This window comes from Gilliamella sp. App4-10, assembly GCF_001690495.1.
GTDB classification, from domain to species: domain Bacteria; phylum Pseudomonadota; class Gammaproteobacteria; order Enterobacterales; family Orbaceae; genus Gilliamella; species Gilliamella apicola_G.
This window is the reverse complement of the sequence record NZ_LZGS01000035.1, coordinates 368,820-386,275: the sequence shown is the minus strand read 5'-3', so window position 1 is coordinate 386,275 and position 17,456 is coordinate 368,820. Positions and strand designations below refer to the sequence as shown.

At 35.7% G+C, this 17,456-nt stretch carries 19 protein-coding genes, 1 tRNA gene and 1 other RNA gene; 13 read left to right on the top strand and 8 right to left on the bottom strand.

Annotation, left to right across the window (positions count from 1 at the left end; genetic code table 11):
- Positions 1 to 43: 43 nt before the first annotated feature.
- On the bottom strand, positions 44 to 502 hold the full coding sequence (gene argR, locus A9G23_RS06810; protein WP_065586876.1) for a transcriptional regulator ArgR: 459 nt from the start codon (positions 500 to 502) through the stop codon (positions 44 to 46).
- A 182-nt stretch (positions 503 to 684) separates the two neighbouring features.
- Entirely contained in the window at positions 685 to 1,263 is a 579-nt protein-coding gene (gene mog / locus A9G23_RS06805) for a molybdopterin adenylyltransferase (RefSeq protein ID WP_065586875.1), read from the bottom strand.
- 222 nt (positions 1,264 to 1,485) lie between these two features.
- On the opposite strand from mog, the gene A9G23_RS06800 reads away from it, so the two are divergent.
- A complete protein-coding gene (locus tag A9G23_RS06800; protein ID WP_065586874.1) occupies positions 1,486 to 2,424 on the top strand; it encodes an ABC transporter ATP-binding protein in 939 nt (312 codons plus the stop codon).
- Entirely contained in the window at positions 2,424 to 3,194 is a 771-nt protein-coding gene (locus tag A9G23_RS06795; protein WP_065586873.1) for an ABC transporter permease, read from the top strand. The genes A9G23_RS06800 and A9G23_RS06795 overlap by 1 nt, the downstream gene beginning before the upstream one ends.
- 56 nt (positions 3,195 to 3,250) lie before the next feature.
- Here A9G23_RS06795 and A9G23_RS06790 read toward each other — a convergent pair whose 3' ends face one another.
- From A9G23_RS06790 to accB, 3 genes are all read right to left on the bottom strand, one after another.
- Positions 3,251 to 3,889, bottom strand: a complete 639-nt coding sequence (locus A9G23_RS06790) for a bifunctional 4-hydroxy-2-oxoglutarate aldolase/2-dehydro-3-deoxy-phosphogluconate aldolase (RefSeq protein ID WP_065586872.1) — start codon at positions 3,887 to 3,889, stop codon at positions 3,251 to 3,253.
- A gap of 68 nt (positions 3,890 to 3,957) precedes the next feature.
- Positions 3,958 to 5,304 (bottom strand): acetyl-CoA carboxylase biotin carboxylase subunit, encoded by a 1,347-nt coding sequence (gene accC, locus A9G23_RS06785; protein WP_065586871.1) that lies wholly within the window; start codon positions 5,302 to 5,304, stop codon positions 3,958 to 3,960.
- Positions 5,305 to 5,347: 43 nt separating this feature from the next.
- Complete coding sequence (accB, locus tag A9G23_RS06780) at positions 5,348 to 5,803, bottom strand: acetyl-CoA carboxylase biotin carboxyl carrier protein (RefSeq protein ID WP_065586870.1); 456 nt, start codon at positions 5,801 to 5,803, stop codon at positions 5,348 to 5,350.
- Between the two features lie 374 nt (positions 5,804 to 6,177).
- Between accB and A9G23_RS06775 the strand changes: the two genes are divergently transcribed.
- From A9G23_RS06775 to A9G23_RS06750, 6 genes are all read left to right on the top strand, one after another.
- Positions 6,178 to 7,224 carry a rod shape-determining protein gene (locus tag A9G23_RS06775; protein WP_065586869.1) on the top strand — a complete coding sequence of 349 codons (1,047 nt, stop codon included), beginning with the start codon at positions 6,178 to 6,180 and terminating at the stop codon, positions 7,222 to 7,224.
- A gap of 146 nt (positions 7,225 to 7,370) precedes the next feature.
- A complete protein-coding gene (gene mreC / locus A9G23_RS06770; protein WP_065586868.1) occupies positions 7,371 to 8,213 on the top strand; it encodes a rod shape-determining protein MreC in 843 nt (280 codons plus the stop codon).
- The gene (gene mreD / locus A9G23_RS06765; RefSeq protein WP_065586867.1) at positions 8,200 to 8,685 is read left to right on the top strand and encodes a rod shape-determining protein MreD; all 486 of its coding nucleotides are present in this window, start codon (positions 8,200 to 8,202) and stop codon (positions 8,683 to 8,685) included. Before mreC ends, mreD begins: the two co-directional genes overlap by 14 nt.
- A gap of 11 nt (positions 8,686 to 8,696) precedes the next feature.
- Positions 8,697 to 10,172 carry a ribonuclease G gene (gene rng / locus A9G23_RS06760; RefSeq protein WP_065586866.1) on the top strand — a complete coding sequence of 492 codons (1,476 nt, stop codon included), beginning with the start codon at positions 8,697 to 8,699 and terminating at the stop codon, positions 10,170 to 10,172.
- A gap of 138 nt (positions 10,173 to 10,310) precedes the next feature.
- On the top strand, positions 10,311 to 11,768 hold the full coding sequence (tldD, locus tag A9G23_RS06755; protein WP_065586865.1) for a metalloprotease TldD: 1,458 nt from the start codon (positions 10,311 to 10,313) through the stop codon (positions 11,766 to 11,768).
- A gap of 30 nt (positions 11,769 to 11,798) precedes the next feature.
- The gene (locus tag A9G23_RS06750; RefSeq protein WP_065586864.1) at positions 11,799 to 12,512 is read left to right on the top strand and encodes a DedA family protein; all 714 of its coding nucleotides are present in this window, start codon (positions 11,799 to 11,801) and stop codon (positions 12,510 to 12,512) included.
- On the opposite strand, the gene rnpB is transcribed toward A9G23_RS06750, so the two are convergent.
- The 3 genes from rnpB to A9G23_RS06735 all read right to left on the bottom strand — a co-directional run bounded on the left by rnpB (position 12,507) and on the right by A9G23_RS06735 (position 13,911).
- Positions 12,507 to 12,896: RNase P RNA component class A (rnpB, locus tag A9G23_RS06745), an RNA gene on the bottom strand. The genes A9G23_RS06750 and rnpB overlap by 6 nt on opposite strands.
- Positions 12,897 to 13,072: 176 nt before the next feature.
- Positions 13,073 to 13,435: a hypothetical protein gene (locus A9G23_RS06740; RefSeq protein WP_065586863.1), complete on the bottom strand. Its 363-nt coding sequence runs from the start codon at positions 13,433 to 13,435 to the stop codon at positions 13,073 to 13,075.
- 212 nt (positions 13,436 to 13,647) lie between these two features.
- Positions 13,648 to 13,911: a helix-turn-helix domain-containing protein gene (locus A9G23_RS06735; RefSeq protein WP_065586862.1), complete on the bottom strand. Its 264-nt coding sequence runs from the start codon at positions 13,909 to 13,911 to the stop codon at positions 13,648 to 13,650.
- Positions 13,912 to 14,090: 179 nt separating this feature from the next.
- On the opposite strand from A9G23_RS06735, the gene A9G23_RS06730 reads away from it, so the two are divergent.
- From A9G23_RS06730 to A9G23_RS06715, 5 genes are all read left to right on the top strand, one after another.
- The gene (locus A9G23_RS06730) at positions 14,091 to 14,447 is read left to right on the top strand and encodes a DNA-binding protein (protein ID WP_065586861.1); all 357 of its coding nucleotides are present in this window, start codon (positions 14,091 to 14,093) and stop codon (positions 14,445 to 14,447) included.
- A gap of 63 nt (positions 14,448 to 14,510) precedes the next feature.
- Positions 14,511 to 15,059, top strand: coding sequence for an RNA chaperone ProQ (gene proQ / locus A9G23_RS06725; RefSeq protein WP_065586860.1), 549 nt, complete (start codon positions 14,511 to 14,513; stop codon positions 15,057 to 15,059).
- 9 nt (positions 15,060 to 15,068) lie between these two features.
- Positions 15,069 to 17,150 (top strand): carboxy terminal-processing peptidase, encoded by a 2,082-nt coding sequence (gene prc, locus A9G23_RS06720; RefSeq protein ID WP_065586859.1) that lies wholly within the window; start codon positions 15,069 to 15,071, stop codon positions 17,148 to 17,150.
- A 28-nt stretch (positions 17,151 to 17,178) separates the two neighbouring features.
- On the top strand, positions 17,179 to 17,268 hold the full coding sequence (cydH, locus tag A9G23_RS11915; protein ID WP_141670047.1) for a cytochrome bd-I oxidase subunit CydH: 90 nt from the start codon (positions 17,179 to 17,181) through the stop codon (positions 17,266 to 17,268).
- A gap of 72 nt (positions 17,269 to 17,340) precedes the next feature.
- Positions 17,341 to 17,428 (top strand) — tRNA-Ser (locus A9G23_RS06715).
- The last annotated feature ends 28 nt before the right edge of the window (positions 17,429 to 17,456 follow it).

Here is a 17,456-nt window from a genome sequence, read left to right as displayed (position 1 = left end):
AATATTAAAATTATTTGCTTGCAATAGGGCGAAATGGAAAAACCTATAACTCACGTTCAAACAATTCAATAATGGTTTGATATAATTTTTTTACTGTATATTCTTTAGTAGGTGTACTAAATATAGTGTCATCGCCCGCAATTGAACCTAAAATGCCTTCTGATTTACCAATTGAGTCAAGTAATCGAGCAATGAGTTGAGCGGCACCAGGGCTGGTTCTTATCACCACCATTGAACTATTGAAATCAATATCAATCACTAAATTTTTTAATGGACTACTCGTTGTGGGCACACTTATTTCTGCAGGTAAACAATAGACCATTTCGGATTTTGCATTGCGGGTTCTTACTGCACCAAATTTTGTTAGCATGCGTGAAACTTTAGATTGATTGATGTTATCAAATCCTTGTTCTTGTAGCGCTTGTACGATTTCTACTTGCGAACTAAACTTCTCTTGACGAAGCATCTCTTTAAACATTTTGGTGAGATTAGCTTGTTTCATAATGTTCCTTGGCTTTTAATTTGTTACTGTTTACTGCTAATAAATTGCTAATACATAATACATGTATTTATAAAACTTATAATAAATTTTACTTATTATTCAAACCAAAATAACTCCAGCTATTTTAAATAGCATTAGTAGCAATTATTAAATACATAATTATGCGTTAAATTTGCATAAAATTAAAGTTTTGATTTAATTGCATCCTTAGGGCGAAAAGACTTTATAACTTGTTCATGGGTTTCAATGTAAGGTCCTTCTAATAGTTGTATACAATAGGGGATGCTAGCAAAAATGCCACTAACAATGACATTGCCTTGGTTATCTTTAACCCCCTCAAGGGTTTCTTTTATTGATTTTGGCCTGCCTGGTAGGTTTATGATTAAACATTTTTTGCGAATAACACCAACTTGCCTTGATAAAATCGCTGTTGGTAAAAAATGTAAGCTGATTTGACGCATTTGCTCTCCATATCCAGGCATCACCCGATCAGCGATGGCGAGTGTCGCATCAGGTGTTACGTCTCTAATTGCAGGACCAGTACCTCCGGTGGTTAAAATTAAATGGCAATGTAGATTATCAACAAGCTCACATAATGTTTGTTCAATAATAGCTTGTTCATCAGGAATAACACGATTTTCGCTTACAAAAGGTGTTTTCAATGCAGTTTGTAACCATGAAACTAATGATGGAATTCCTTCATCTTGGTAAATGCCACTTGAAGCTCTATCTGATACTGAAACTAACCCAATTTTAAACATGCTACTTATTCCTTCAACGATAAAGGCACACAGCTTGAAAATTAAAACTACACTGTTTGTGCCCAACCAATAATAATATGCGCTATGATCTTACAATGATAATTTATTCGCATTGATATAAATAAAATTAAAAAGACCTTTACATTGATTGATTTTATTGTCAATTGATTTAACATGATATCATATTATTCAAATAGTAATTGATTCACTTAGGATATATTCATGCCATCAATTCCTGCACTTGAGCTAATATCACTCAAAAAAATTTATAAAAATGGTATAGAAGCATTAAAAGGTATCGATTTAACTGTGCAAGCTGGTGATTTTTATGCCTTGCTGGGACCAAATGGTGCTGGAAAGTCAACAACTATAGGCATTATTAGCTCATTAGTCACCAAAACAGCGGGACAAGTTAAAATTTTTGGTTATGATTTAGATAAAGATGTTGTCAATGCCAAAAGACAATTAGGGCTTGTACCGCAAGAATTTAATTTTAATCAATTTGAAGAAGTACTACAAATAGTTACTAATCAAGGTGGTTATTATGGCTTGCCCCGAAAATTAGCATTAGAGCGCGCTGAAAAGTATTTACGAATTTTAGATTTATGGGACAAACGCCACAGTCGAGCTACCATGTTATCCGGTGGCATGAAAAGGCGATTAATGATAGCCAGAGCGCTTGTGCATGAGCCTAAACTATTGATTCTTGATGAACCAACCGCAGGTGTTGATATTGAATTACGCCGTTCTATGTGGGATTTTTTACGTGAAATCAATCGGCAAGGTATCACAATTATTTTAACCACCCATTATTTAGAAGAAGCTGAAATGCTATGTCGAAATATCGGTATTATTCAGAGAGGTCAATTGATTGCGAACTCCTCAATGCGTGAGCTATTGGCCAAAAGCCAATCTGAAACAATTGTTATTGATTATGTCCCCACATCTGAGCCTATTAAATTACAAGGCTACAATTATTCTGATGTTGAAGCAGGAATGTTAGAAGTCAAAGTAGATAAGCAACATGGGTTAAACCAATTATTTGAACAACTAAATCAACAAAGTATTAAAGTGATTAGCGTACGAAATAAAGCAAATCGGTTAGAAGAGTTATTTGTTGATCTATTGCACAATGATACCAAACAGAAAGGTGATATTTGATGAATAATTTATATTGGATTGCCTTAAAAAGTATTTGGCGTAAAGAAGTGACACGATTTTTAAGAATTTGGGTTCAAACGCTAATTCCGCCCGTTATTACAATGTCTCTTTATTTTATCATCTTTGGTAATTTAATTGGCTCTCGTGTTGGTGACATGGGGGGATTTAGCTATATGGCATTTATTGTGCCGGGATTAATCATGATGTCAGTCATTACCAATTCTTATACCAATGTTTGTTCATCCTTTTTTAGCGCTAAATTTCAACATAACATTGAAGAATTATTGGTAGCACCTGTACCAACGCATATTCTTATTTTTGGGTATGTTGGTGGTGGCGTGATGCGTGGTATTTTAACCGGTATTTTAGTGACTATCGTATCACTATTTTTTGTTCGTTATGAAGTACATTCTTGGTTATTTGTTGTTTGTACATTACTATTGACTTCAATTCTGTTTTCATTAGCTGGCTTATTAAATGCGGTATTTGCCAAGACATTTGATGATATAAGCATTATTCCAACATTTGTATTAACGCCATTAACTTATCTTGGTGGTATTTTCTATTCTATTACTATGTTACCAGCCTTTTGGCAGTGGATTTCAAAAATTAATCCAATCGTTTATATGATTAACGGTTTTCGTTATGGATTTTTGGGCGTGACAGACGTGCCGTTATGGATAACGTTTTCAATGCTGATTTTGTTTGTTACCGTACTATATGTAATTGCATGGCGACTTATTGAAAGTGGGCGAGGGTTAAGAAGTTAAGAAGCATCGACAACGCGTGGTTAACCGCCGATATTATATCGGCGGAATAATAGCAGTTATTGTGCACCAGCAACGGCTTGTTTTGCCATTTCCGTAATTTTAGCAAAATCCCCTTTTGCAATGGCATCAGTAGGTATAAACCAAGTGCCACCGACGCAAAGTACATTATCAAGCGCAAGGTAATCGCGATAGTTTTTCGGGTTTACTCCCCCAGTTGGACAGAACTTCATATATCCACAAGGACCAGCAAAAGCTTTTAATGCTGCAACGCCACCATTGATTTCAGCTGGGAAGAATTTTAATGCTGTTAGACCATATTCTTGTGCTGTTAATAGTTCAGAAATAGTTGCAATACCAGGAATAACAGGGATAGGACCTTCAACCGCCGCTTTTAAAATAGCGTCAGTAATACCAGGAGTGATGACAAATTCAACGCCAGCTTCGGTGACTTGTTTTAGTTGTTCAACAGTTGTCACTGTTCCTGCACCAACCACAGCTTCAGGAACTTCTTTGATGATTTTCTTTATTGCGTCAATTGCGCAAGCTGTCCGTAACGTCACTTCCAGTACTTTTACTCCACCAGCAATTAGAGCTTTGGCTAGTGGTACAGCATCTTCAATCCGTTCAATAATAATAACCGGAACAACTGGTCCTATGGTTAAAATTTCTTCGGCGCTACTTTTCCAATTTTTCATTTATTTCTACCCAAACCTTATTGATACTTAAATAAAGCAATAATCCCTAATAGATAGGGATTATTTTGTTACTCATAAATGCCTAATTTCTTTTCTAAATAATGAATGTTGGTACCGCCTTTTTGGAAGCCTTCATCATTCATAATTTCAATATGAAGATCAATATTGGTTTTGATTCCATCAATCACTAGCTCTGCTAATGCATTTTTCATACGGGCAATGGCAACTTCGCGTGTTTCACCATAAGCAATTAATTTACCAATCATTGAGTCATAGTAAGGCGGGACAGTATAACCAGCATAAATATGTGATTCCCAACGAATGCCAAAGCCACCTGGCGCATGAAAGCGGGTAATTTTCCCTGGTGATGGCATAAATTTTTTCGGATCTTCAGCATTAATTCTGCATTCAATTGCATGACCTTTGATTTCAATATCGCTTTGTTTAATTGAGAGTGGTTCGCCTGCGGCGATTAATATTTGTTCTCTTATTAGGTCAACACCGGTTATCATTTCAGTAACAGGATGCTCTACTTGAATACGGGTATTCATTTCAATAAAATAAAACTCGCCATTTTCAAATAAGAATTCGAAGGTACCTGCACCACGATAACCGATCTCAATACATGCATTAACGCAACGCTCACCAATGAATTTACGCATTTTAGGTGTGATGCCAAGTGCTGGTGCTTCTTCCACCACTTTTTGATGACGTCTTTGCATTGAGCAATCTCGTTCACCTAAATAAACAGCATGGCCCTGACCATCAGAAAGTACTTGAATTTCGATATGACGTGGGTTCTCAAGGAATTTTTCCATGTAAACCATATCATTATTGAAAGCTGTTTTGGCTTCCAATTTGGTCATTTTGATGGATTGTTCAAGATCCTTTTCTTCCCGAACAATACGCATACCTCGTCCGCCACCGCCGCCAGAGGCTTTAATGATAACTGGATAGCCAATTTGCTTAGCGATTTGTTTATTGAGTTCAATATCACTACTTAAAGGACCATCTGAACCAGGTACACAAGGGACTCCTGCATTTTTCATGGCGTGAATTGCTGATACTTTATCACCCATTAGGCGAATAGTATCAGGTTTGGGCCCAATAAAAATAAAGCCAGACCGCTCAACTTGCTCAGCAAAGTCTGCATTTTCAGATAAAAAGCCATATCCAGGATGAATAGCCACTGCGCCAGTTACTTCTGCAGCCGAAATTAATGCTGGAACATTAAGGTAACTTTTTACTGAGGCTGCGGGACCAATACAGACCGTTTCGTCAGCAAGTAATACATGCTTTAAGTCTTTATCTGCCGAAGAATGAACAGCGACAGTTTTAATTCCAAGTTCTTTACATGCTCGTAAGATACGTAGAGCTATTTCTCCACGATTCGCAATAAGAATTTTATCCAGCATATTCAATCTCTTAATCGTATAGTCAATAATAAATAAATTCAGATTATTCAATAATGAATAGTGGCTGATCAAATTCAACTGGTTGACCATTTTCAACCAAGATGGCTTTTATTGTACCAGCTTTTTCTGACTCGATTTGGTTCATCATTTTCATCGCTTCAACGATACAAAGTACATCGCCAACATTTACTGTTTGACCAACTTCAACAAAAGCTTTTGATTCTGGACTTGGTGTACGATAAAAAGTTCCAACCATTGGGGATTTAATTGTTGTTCCATCAGTTGTAACAGTATTTGACACGACTTCTGTTTGAACACTTGGAGCCACAACAACAGGAGCTGATTGAGGAATTTGAATATTTTGTACAGGCGCCGAATAGTTTGTAGTAGGAACAGAACGACTGATTCGAACTGACTCTTCTCCTTCAGAAATTTCAAGTTCAGAAATACCTGACGCTTCAACTAATTCAATTAATTTTTTAATTTTGCGTATATCCATGAATTACACCGTGTTTATTTGATATAAGTAACAATTAATTATTTTAATGTAATCTTATTATTGGCTAAAACTGTTCTTTTGACCAATAATAAGGTTGTAACTTAACATTAACGCAAAAGAATACACTGTAAAACTGAATTTGTCATTATATATCTCCTTTATAAAACACTTGTTATACTATTTTCTAGGTATTATTTTATAATTGCGATACAATAGTAAGCTTCATTTACTATTGAAGTGGCTATGGTTTGAGAGGATTAAATAATATTCTATTTAGTTGGGTAAAGTGGAGAATATATTTTTTTGATTCCATGGTTTGTTTTTAAATACTAAAATATACTTAAACAAGATTAATTCTAGGAAGAGTTTTTATTATGTTAAAAAAAGTTCGTGGCTTGTTTTCAAATGATTTATCGATCGATTTAGGTACAGCAAATACACTTATTTATGTTAAAGGGCAAGGTATCGTTTTAAACGAACCTTCAGTTGTAGCGATTCGCCAAGATCATCGCACAGGCACACCTAAAAGTGTTGCTGCTGTTGGGCATGCTGCGAAACTGATGTTAGGGCGAACGCCTGGTAATATTGCAGCCATTCGACCAATGAAAGATGGCGTTATTGCAGACTTTTCAGTTACTGAAAAGATGTTACAACACTTTATTCGTCAAGTCCATAGTCATAGCTTTTTAAGACCAAGCCCTCGCGTACTTGTTTGTGTTCCTGTAGGCGCTACACAAGTTGAACGTCGAGCCATCCGAGAGTCTGCATTAGGCGCTGGTGCCCGTGAAGTATATTTAATTGAAGAGCCAATGGCAGCAGCTATCGGCGCTGATTTACCAGTATCTGCACCAACAGGTTCAATGGTAGTTGATATTGGTGGTGGAACTACAGAAGTGGCTGTTATTTCATTAAACGGTGTTGTGTATTCTGCATCTGCACGTATTGGTGGAGACCGATTTGATGAAGCAATTATTAACTATGTTCGTCGTAATTATGGTGCATTAATTGGTGAGGCAACGGCTGAAAAAATCAAACATTTCATCGGTAGTGCTTATCCTGGTGATGAAGTACTTGAAATTGAAGTTCGTGGTCGTAATCTTGCGGAAGGCGTACCGCGTAGCTTTACTATAAATTCTAATGAAATTTTAGAAGCGCTGCAAGAACCATTAAGTGGCATTGTTAGTGCGGTTAAAGTTGCTTTAGAACAGTGTCCTCCTGAGTTAGCTTCTGATATTTCAGAACATGGTATGGTTTTAACAGGCGGAGGTGCTTTATTACGTAATATTGATAAATTATTAGCAGCTGAAACCGGTATCCATGTTGTTGTTGCTGAAGATCCACTAACATGTGTTGCAAGAGGTGGTGGAAAAGCGTTAGATATGGTTGATATGCATAGTGGTGATCTATTTAGTGAAGAATAAATAATAGTTACCTTTATTTGTTAGTTAGTTTCATAATAATGAAGCGATTATTAAGTAAACATTTCATATTTTCCGCCGACATTGTCGGCGAATTCATTTCTTGAAATAATTAGATCTTAAAACATAAAACAGGTAAGTACTGGACAATGAAATTACTTTTTTCTAAGCGTTCGCCTCTCAGTGTACAATTATTTACTTCTTTGGCGCTAGCCGTTGCTCTAATTGTATTAGATATCAATTATCGTCCATTTAAAGAAATTCGTTATTATTTAGATACTATTATTTCTCCACTATATTATGTTTCGAATGCGCCAAAGTCGTCGTTTGATTCTCTTTACGAGATGTCAAAAACGCGAGAAACTTTAATAAATGAAAATACAAAATTGCATGCAGACTTATTACAACAAAAAAACGATCTATTATTGCTTGAGCATTTAAAACATGAAAACACTAGACTTCGCGAATTATTAGGTTCCCCATTAAGGCATGATGAACACAAAATGGCTGTGCAAGTATTACTTGCTGATACAGATCCTTATGCATATCAATTTGTTGTCAATAAAGGCAAGCAAGATGGTGTTTATGTTGGGCAACCTGTAGTTGACGAAAAAGGAATAGTAGGGCAAATTTATGAAACCGCTCTATCAACCAGCCGTGCAATTTTAGTGTGTGATTATCAACATGCAATACCAGTACAAGTACTAAGGAATGATATTGGCATGGTTGCTGTGGGGAATGGCTGTAGTAATGATTTAACATTAGAGTTTATGCCTAGTAACGTTGATATAAAAGTCGGTGATGTTTTAGTGACTTCGGGACTTGATGGTCGTTTTCCGGAAGGATATCCTGTAGCCGTAGTCAGTTCAGTAAAACTTGATATTACTGATTCAACCCCTATTATTTCAGCAACACCAACAGCAGATCTGAAGAGTTTACGTTATTTATTGTTATTGTGGGGAAATCAGGGAGTAAAACATGAGGAGCCGTAATCGAATATTGATTATCTGGGTAATACTATTAATTGGCTTATGTTTACAAATTATTCCTTGGCCACCTTCATATAACGTATTTAAACCACATTTGCTAATCCTTATTTTTGCTTATTGGTTGATAGCGCTTCCTCATCGGGTTGGAATTGGTACCGCTTTTGTATTTGGCGTGATGATGGATCTGTGTTCTGGTTCAATCTTGGGGATCCATGCTTTTATTTATTCATTTATTGCTTATTTACTTGTTTTTAATTTCCAATTGATACGTAATTTAGCGTTATGGCAACAGTCGTTTATCATCTTTGCGATTTCGATATGTTATAATTTACTGGTATTTTTATTCCAAGTCAGTATTTATCATACTATAACGATATCACCATTGATTTTGCTATCAAGTTGTATTGATGGTTTATTATGGATTGTCATCTATCTATTTTTGCGGCTCATAAGACGAAGCTTTGCTATTAATTAAAAGGAAATCTTATGTCTGTTGAATTATTAATGAATGTAACGCCATCTGAAACTCGAGTTGCTTATATTGAAGATGGTGTTTTGCAAGAAATCCATGTTGATCGTGAATCTAGGCGTGGTATTGTTGGAAATATCTATAAAGGCAAAGTCATTCGTATTTTACCGGGAATGCAAGCTGCCTTTGTAGATATTGGGCTTGAGAAAGCGGCCTTCTTACATGCATCAGATATTATGCCTCATACTGAGTGCGTATCAGATACTGAACAAGAACAATTTCAAGTAAAAGATATCTCTGAACTTGTTCGTCAAGGGCAGGACTTAATGGTGCAAGTGGTTAAAGATCCATTAGGAACCAAAGGGGCTAGACTTACAACCGATATTACTTTGCCATCACGTTATTTAGTATTAATGCCTGGACCAAATTCTGCACATGTGGCAACTTCGCAGCGTATAGAAAGCGAACAAGAGCGGGAAAGGTTAAAAAATATTGTTCAGCAATATGTGACAGCCGAAGGTGGTTTTATTGTTAGAACGGCAGCAGAAGGTGCGAATGCTTATGAGTTAGAGCAAGATGCCAATTTCTTAAAACGACTTTGGGCTAAAATTCAAGAACGTATGGCTCGTCCGGTAAGTAAAAATCTAGTTTATGGTGAATTGGCATTATCACAACGTGTATTACGTGATTTTGTTGGTGATCCCATAGAGCGAATCTTGGTGGATTCGAAACTAACTTATGATTTATTGGTTGAGTTTACGCAAGAATTTATGCCCGAAGTGACCAGTAAATTATCACATTATCGTGGTAATATACCGATTTTCGATCTTTATGATACTGAAAACGAGATACAAAGAGCATTAGATCGTAAAGTCAAATTGAAGTCAGGTGGATATTTAATTATTGATCAAACTGAAGCCATGACAACAATTGATATTAATACCGGGGCATTTGTTGGACATCGAAATTTAGAAGAAACGATTTTTAATACTAATATTGAAGCAACTATTGCTATTGCTCGCCAGTTACGATTACGTAATTTAGGCGGTATTATTATTATCGACTTTATTGATATGCAAGAGGAATTGCATCGAGAGCGGGTGTTACAATCGCTCCAAGATTCTTTATCTAAAGATAGAGCTAGAACGACTGTTAATTTATTTTCGACTTTAGGTTTGGTCGAAATGACTCGCAAACGAACACGCGAAAGTATTGGGCATATTTTGTGCGAAGAATGTCCAGCATGTAAAGGCCGTGGTATGGTCAAATCGGTAGAAACAGTTTGCAATGAAATTTTACGTGAAATAGTTCGTGTTTATAAAGCCCATCACTCAGAGTACTTTTTAGTTTATGCCTCAGCCGCTGTGGCTAATGCTTTAACTAATGATGAGTCTCATGCTTTAGCTGAAGTTGAGGTGTTTGTGGGGAAACGTGTTGAAGTAAAAGTTGAACCACTTTATATTCAAGAACAATACGATGTAGTGTTAATGTAATGGACACTATTTTGTAAAAAAGTTTCAGGAAACTATGCGTTTTAGTATAAAAATGATGAAAGCTAAAAAATCATTATGTTCGAGTTTTTAATCGATCATCAAGAAGGCTAGCATCCACAATTAAAATTTAAGGAACTTATGATACTAACTCAAGTGAGTGAACGATTGCTCAATCCAAATAATCTAAGCCAACAAGATCTTCTGCATTTGCTTGATATACTGAGTTCAAGGAGAATTGATTTTGGTGATTTATATTTCTTATCTGGTTATTATGAAAGTTGGTTACTTGAGGACGGTATTATAAAAAATGCCTCGTTCCATCGTGATCAAGGCGTTGGTGTTAGGGCTGTTGTGGGTGAAAAAACCGGCTTTGCCTATACTGATCAGCTTTCATTAGCGCGTTTGGAACAAAGTGTATTAGCAGCAAATTCAATTACTAAACTACAAACCCCCATAGCGGTGACGCCATTTAAATCTACTCAAACAGTACCAATATATCCATCAATAAATCCGATTAATTCGTTTTTTCAAGAGCAGAAAATTGCGTTGTTGCAGCAAGTTGATAAGTTAGCGCGCTCAATTGACCCAAGCGTTATTGAAGTATCAGCTAGCTTAACGGGTAGTTACGAAGACATTTTAATTGCAGCTACTGATGGTACATTAAGTGCCGATATTCGCCCTTTGGTTCGTTTGTCGGTTTCAGTTCTGGTTGAAAAAGAGGGTAAACGTGAGCGAGGAAGTAGTGGTGGTGGTGGTCGATTTGGATATGAATATTTTTTAACAATCAACCCTAAAACGTCAGAAAGTTATGCTGATAGTTATACTCGAGAAGCCGTGCGTCAGGCACTCGTTTCTCTTTCCGCTAAAGCTGCACCTGCTGGTACAATGCCTGTTGTTTTAGGTGCTGGTTGGCCAGGTGTTTTGTTACATGAAGCTGTAGGACATGGTTTAGAGGGTGATTTTAACCGTAAAAATAGTTCAGTATTTTCCGGAAAAATTGGAGAGCAAGTCACCTCAGAAGTTTGTACTATTGTCGATGATGGCACGATTGAAAATCGGCGTGGTTCAATCTCAATCGATGATGAAGGCACACCAAGTCAAAGAACTGTGCTCATTGAAAATGGTATCCTAAAAGGATATATGTTTGATAAACTTAATGCCAAATTAATGAACATGCACTCAACCGGTAATGGGCGCCGTGAAGGATACACCTGTTTACCTATGCCAAGAATGACTAATACTTATATGTTAGCAGGGAAGTCCTCTTTCGACGAAATTATTAGCAGTGTTGATTACGGACTTTATGCTCCTAATTTTGCTGGCGGGCAAGTGGATATCACTTCTGGTAAGTTTGTTTTTTCGGCGTCAGAGGCTTATTTGATTGAAAAAGGTAAAATAACAACGCCGGTAAAAGGTGCAACACTAATCGGTTCAGGTATTGAAACTATGCAACAAGTATCAATGGTGGGAAATGACCTTAAGCTAGATTCTGGTGTTGGTATTTGTGGTAAAGCAGGTCAGAGTGTGCCTGTTGGGGTTGGTCAACCCACTTTGAAAGTGAACAATTTAACAGTTGGTGGTACCATTAACCACTAATAACGATACATTAATGGGATTTAAGAATAGATGGAAACAATAATTACACTTTATCATGCGTTTGTTAATTTGGATATTGCAACGCTTTCAAATCCTAATGTGCTATGGACACTATATGGCATGTTGTTTGTTATTATCCTTCTAGAAAATGGGGTATTACCAGCAGCTTTTTTACCTGGTGATAGTTTACTGTTTTTAACAGGGGTTTTAATTAGTCTTGATGTTTTTCATTTTGGTTTAATTAATCTTATTTTAATTGTAGGTGCAGCTTTAGGTACTTGGTTAGGTTATGCACAAGGACTGTGGCTTGGTAGTACCAAACTTGTACAGGGTTGGATGGCGAATATACCGGAAAAATATCATCATAAATCTGAAGTATTATTTCATAAGTATGGATTACAAGCACTATTTATTGGTCGATTTATTGCTTTTGTACGTACATTATTACCAATGATGGCAGGTTTATCAGGGCTACATAGCCGAAAATTCCATATTTATAATTTGATCAGTGCGACATTATGGATTTCCTTGATAGTGACATTAGGTTATCTGTTTGGGTTATCACCAATTTTTAAAGAATATGAAAAGCAGATAATGTCTCTTCTAATGTTAATACCTGTCTTTTTATTGGTGTCAGGTTTGATATTTTCAGTTTTGCTATCAGTTAAACGTTTATTCAATAATAAAACGCCATCAAAAACTGCATCAAACAGCAATGAGAAAAAAATAAGAAGTAAAAAGTGAAATTAACCGATAAGCCGGGTTCTGTCGTGGACAATCATTCCTCTAGGCTAATACTCACGCATTAGCTCAAGCAGTCTACCCGGATTCAACGCGGGCCGCGCTAATGAATCCCTATTTGACCTTGCTCCGAGTGGAGTTTACCATGCCACAGCTGTTACCAGTTGCGCGGTGTGCTCTTACCACACCCTTTCACCCTTACCTGATCTTATAAAATAAGCCATCGGCGGTTTACTTTCTGTTGCACTAGTCGTAAATTTTAGCTCTCGCTAAAATCCCCCAGGTGTTACCTGGCACTCTGCCCTATGGAGCCCGGACTTTCCTCCCCTTTGCCTGTCCTCTTTGAACAAAGAACAAAAACAAAGCAGCGATTGTCTAGTTAATTTCGCTGATGAGTATAACGTAATGTATAATTTTGTCCAGTATTGTATTTTCTTTTAATAGACTTATAAAAAAAATGTGGGCAAAATTGCTAGGGAATAAAGTATCAATTAATAGGATAAAAGAAATTATCTAAATGGCACCGCATGATGATAGCGCTATATTACAGCGTATACATTGAACTACCATTTTTTCTGTTTGTGTTCCTCATCATAGTTAAACCAAGTTACTACTCCTTTTGAAATGATAACATCAAGTGTACCTTCAATAATATTGTATTGTGTTTCACCGATAATTATATGACTGGTTGAACTTTTTTTAATATATTTATATGTCCATTGTTTTTCATTTGAATTAATTTTTTTTCGGTTTGTTGGTTCGCCAAATAGGGTAATCATTTGTGATTCAGTCGTTGAACCTTCAACTATATTTCTTACCTTTTCTTTGTTTAGTGGGGTTCCTTGCTCTATAAAATTCTTTTGTGAGCAGCTTGATAATATTATCATTGGGAATAATGCGATAATAACTTTTTTTAAATTTTTCATTATATTGTTGCCTGCTAGTTAATACTTTTTATAGATAATAGCATATGTTGGGCAACGTTCAAGATGAACTAATATTTTTATTATTGAAAAATAAAGTAACTTTCAATCAAGCTAAAAGCATTTTTAATATTAAAAACATGGAAACTATTTGTTTCTATATGTTTCCATATTGTTATTTTAAAGTGATTTTTTATTACGGATTATTTTAAAATTTATTCTTTGCTCTGGCGTATTACACGCTTTATTGGTTGCTTTGTTCTCGAATTAATATAACGACTAGGCCAAATTTGGTGAGGCTCTAGATTTAGTGCTTTGGCAATAATGATCTCTCCTTTCGTCCATGGACGAACTAATGCATTGCTAAGTGTTGATGAGCTTAAACCTGATTGACGAGATAGATTTGCAAGCGTTGTACCTTTCTTTTTTAAGGCGGCGATAATGTCTGCTGGATGCCAATCATTAGACTTTTTTTTCATTTTTTATTTCCTCTTAGTTTATAACCTTGTATATCTATGTTATGCTCTAAAGTTACTAAAACGAGTAAGTTTGCAATTGAACTTGAATTATTAATAATTACATGTTTCTTATTTATTGTATCAAAGTTTCTTTGATTTCTATAATTTTTTCTTAATTGTGCTAAAATGGGATAGTGAAAATGAAAGAGTGGTTCTCATCAAAAGAGCTATCAAGTATTGCCGGGATGCCGTCAACGATACAAGGTGTTAATCGAAAAGCAAGAGCTGAAAATTGGATTGCACGAAAAAGAGCAGGTGTTCGAGGCAAAGCTTTAGAATATCATATAGATAGCTTACCACTTAATGTTAAAAAAGCATTATATGTTGAAGAAGAAAGTGCTAGTTATGTTGTTTCGCCGATAGAACCTTTACAACTTTGGATGACTGCATTTGAACAGTTATCCGTTGAAGAACAATCTATTGTTGCCTCATGGTTGATGCGAAACGGTATTAAAGATTTTATTACTTTTATTAATAAACAGAAAAAAGATAATTAGTGTTATTGTATAAGCTGCGCTATACTTTAACGCCCGTGAAATTTAGCTGCTATGGAATAAACAATGGAAAGTCAGTTTCAATTAACAAATAGTAAAGAAATTATTGCTTATTTAGCTCAAAAATTCCCGAATTGTTTTACCCTTGAAGGTGAAGCAAAACCATTAAAGATTGGAGTTTTTCAAGATATCCTTTCTCGACTGGATGGTAATGAAGTACTTAGTAAAACTAAACTTCGTGCTGCACTACGTGCATACACCATGAGTTGGCGCTACTTGTATAGTATAAAAGAAGGGACTAACCGTGTTGACTTAGATGGCAACCCTCATGAAGTCATCAATCGAGAACAGATGGAGCATGCTCAACAACAGTTGAAAGAGAGTAAGGAAAAAGCTAAAAAACTCCTTAAAGATCGTACAAAAGAAAAACGTAAAACTATACGTGAGCCTTCTAAAAAGGCTAAAACTCTAAAAATTGGTGATTCTGTTAAAGTTGTAGTAGGTAAGAAACCTATAAAAGTACAAATAATTAATATTGAAAAAGAGCATATTAAAGTAAAGGTTGGTACAGGTATGGAATTAACGGTTAAACCTGAACTTATTATCAACAAGTAGAGAATTTGAATGAATAAATTACTGAAAGGTATTATTACAGCCGGTCTTATTTTAGGTATTGTTAGTCAAAATGTTCAGGCAAAGCCACAAGTTGGAGAACAAATACCTGTTTTGAGGCAAGACGAGATTCACCAAGTTGTTGCTAAACGTGTAACCAATTTTTTTACCCAATCACATTATCGTAATTTTGCCTTAAATGGTGCTTTTTCTGCTCAGATTTTTGATCGCTATTTCAAATTATTAGACGGTAATAAATTCATATTTATTCAAAGTGATGTGGATAGCTTTCGAAACAGGCAAGAGTCTTTAGGTCAAGAATTAATTGATGGCAATTTAAAAACGGCTTATGACATTTATAATCTTTTTTTAAAAAAACGCTATAACCGTTATCAATATGCACTTACAGTTTTACAGCGCCCTATGGATTTTTCTGTTAATGATGAAGTTGATTTTAATCGTGAAGAAATTGCATGGCCAATTTCTGAAGCCGAACTTGATGCCTATTGGGATAAACGCGTTAAATATGACGAACTCAGTTTATCTTTATCTGGGAAAAATGAAAAAGAGATTCGCGAGGTATTAGCTAAACGTTATAATCGCGTTCTAAAGACGATCATACAATCAAATAATGAAGATGCGTTTCAGGTATTTATGAATGCATTTGCAAGAGAAATCGACCCCCACACTAGCTATTTAGCACCACGTAAAAAACGAGATTTTGATTCTGAAATGAGTTTATCATTTGAAGGTATTGGGGCAACATTAAGTCAACAAGACGACTATACCGTGATTATGTCTTTTGTCACTGGCGGACCTGCTGAAAAAAGTAAGCTGTTTTCTGTTGGCGATAAAATCATTGGCGTAGGTCAAAGTGATTCTGCAATTGAAGATGTTATCGGTTGGCGTTTAGATGATATTGTCGATAAAATTCGTGGACCAAAAGGGACTATAGTTAAGTTAGAAATTTTACCAGCAGGTAACAATAGTAAGGCCAAAGTCATTGAGCTTACTCGTGATAAAATTCATTTTGAAGATCGTGAAGCGAAATTGAAGATCATTGATAATCAGCGCGGTAAAGTAGGGGTTATTGAAATACCGAGTTTCTACATGGGATTAACCGAAAAAGTGGAATCTCTTTTATCGAAAGCGAATAAAGAAAATTTACAAGGTCTGGTTATTGATTTACGTGATAATGGTGGCGGTTCATTAGCCGAGGTTATTACTTTAACTGGTTTATTTATTGATAGTGGACCTGTTGTTCAAGTACGTGACAATTTGCAAAAAGTTATTACTTACGATGATAAAAATAAAGGTATCGAATATACCGGACCACTTGTTGTAATGGTTAATCGCTATAGTGCATCAGCATCAGAAATATTTTCTGCTGCTATGCAAGATTATGGGCGCGCATTAATTGTTGGTGAAACGACTTATGGTAAAGGAACTGTACAAACTTCTCGTAACATTTCTTATCCGGTTGATGCAAGATTACATCCTAATTGGCCTGAACTAGGCGGTGCTCAATACACTATTCAAAAGTTTTATCGTATCAATGGAGGTAGTACTCAATTAAAAGGTGTTGAGCCGGACATTGAAATGAATAAAGTTAAGTATGTTGATGAAACAGGTGAACGATTCTTAGATAATGCATTACCTTGGGATAAAATAGCATCAGCTGATTATTTGACTGTTGCCAATATTAAGCCGTTATTACCTGATTTAGAATCGCAACATTTAACTCGAATTTCACAGAATCCTGAATTTATTTATATTGATGAAGATATCAAAAGGCTTAATGATAAAAAAGATCGTCAATATATTGTTTCGCTTAATAAGAAAAAACGAGAAGCAGAACAAAAAACTAATGAAGAGCGTGGTTTAAAAAGAATGAATGAACGTTTAAATAAAGCTGGTTTACCATCAATCACTAAATTAGATGATTTACCTAAAGATTATAAACAACCTGATGCTTACTTGGATGAATCTATCGAGATATTACTTGATTTTGCGCCTAAATATCCCAGATTAAAAGGTAATAGCTCTATTAACGAGATTATCTCGTTTGATTCACCAATCGAACAGACTAATTAATAATAAAAAATAATTGGAGATAATAAAAATGTGTTCAAATTTAAAGTATGCTTTGATCACGACAGTTGGTATACTAGCTGTTTTAGCGACATTTGGTACCATTGTTTACATGAATTAAAAAAACTTGATTAATTGTTTGGTGATTATTATAGTATGCAGCCTGCTTGAAAAAAACAGGCTCTAATAATTAGGTGAGGTGTCCGAGTGGTTGAAGGAGCACGCCTGGAAAGTGTGTATACGGCAACGTATCAAGGGTTCGAATCCCTTCCTCACCGCCATAAATATTTAGTCATTGAAGGATAGAAC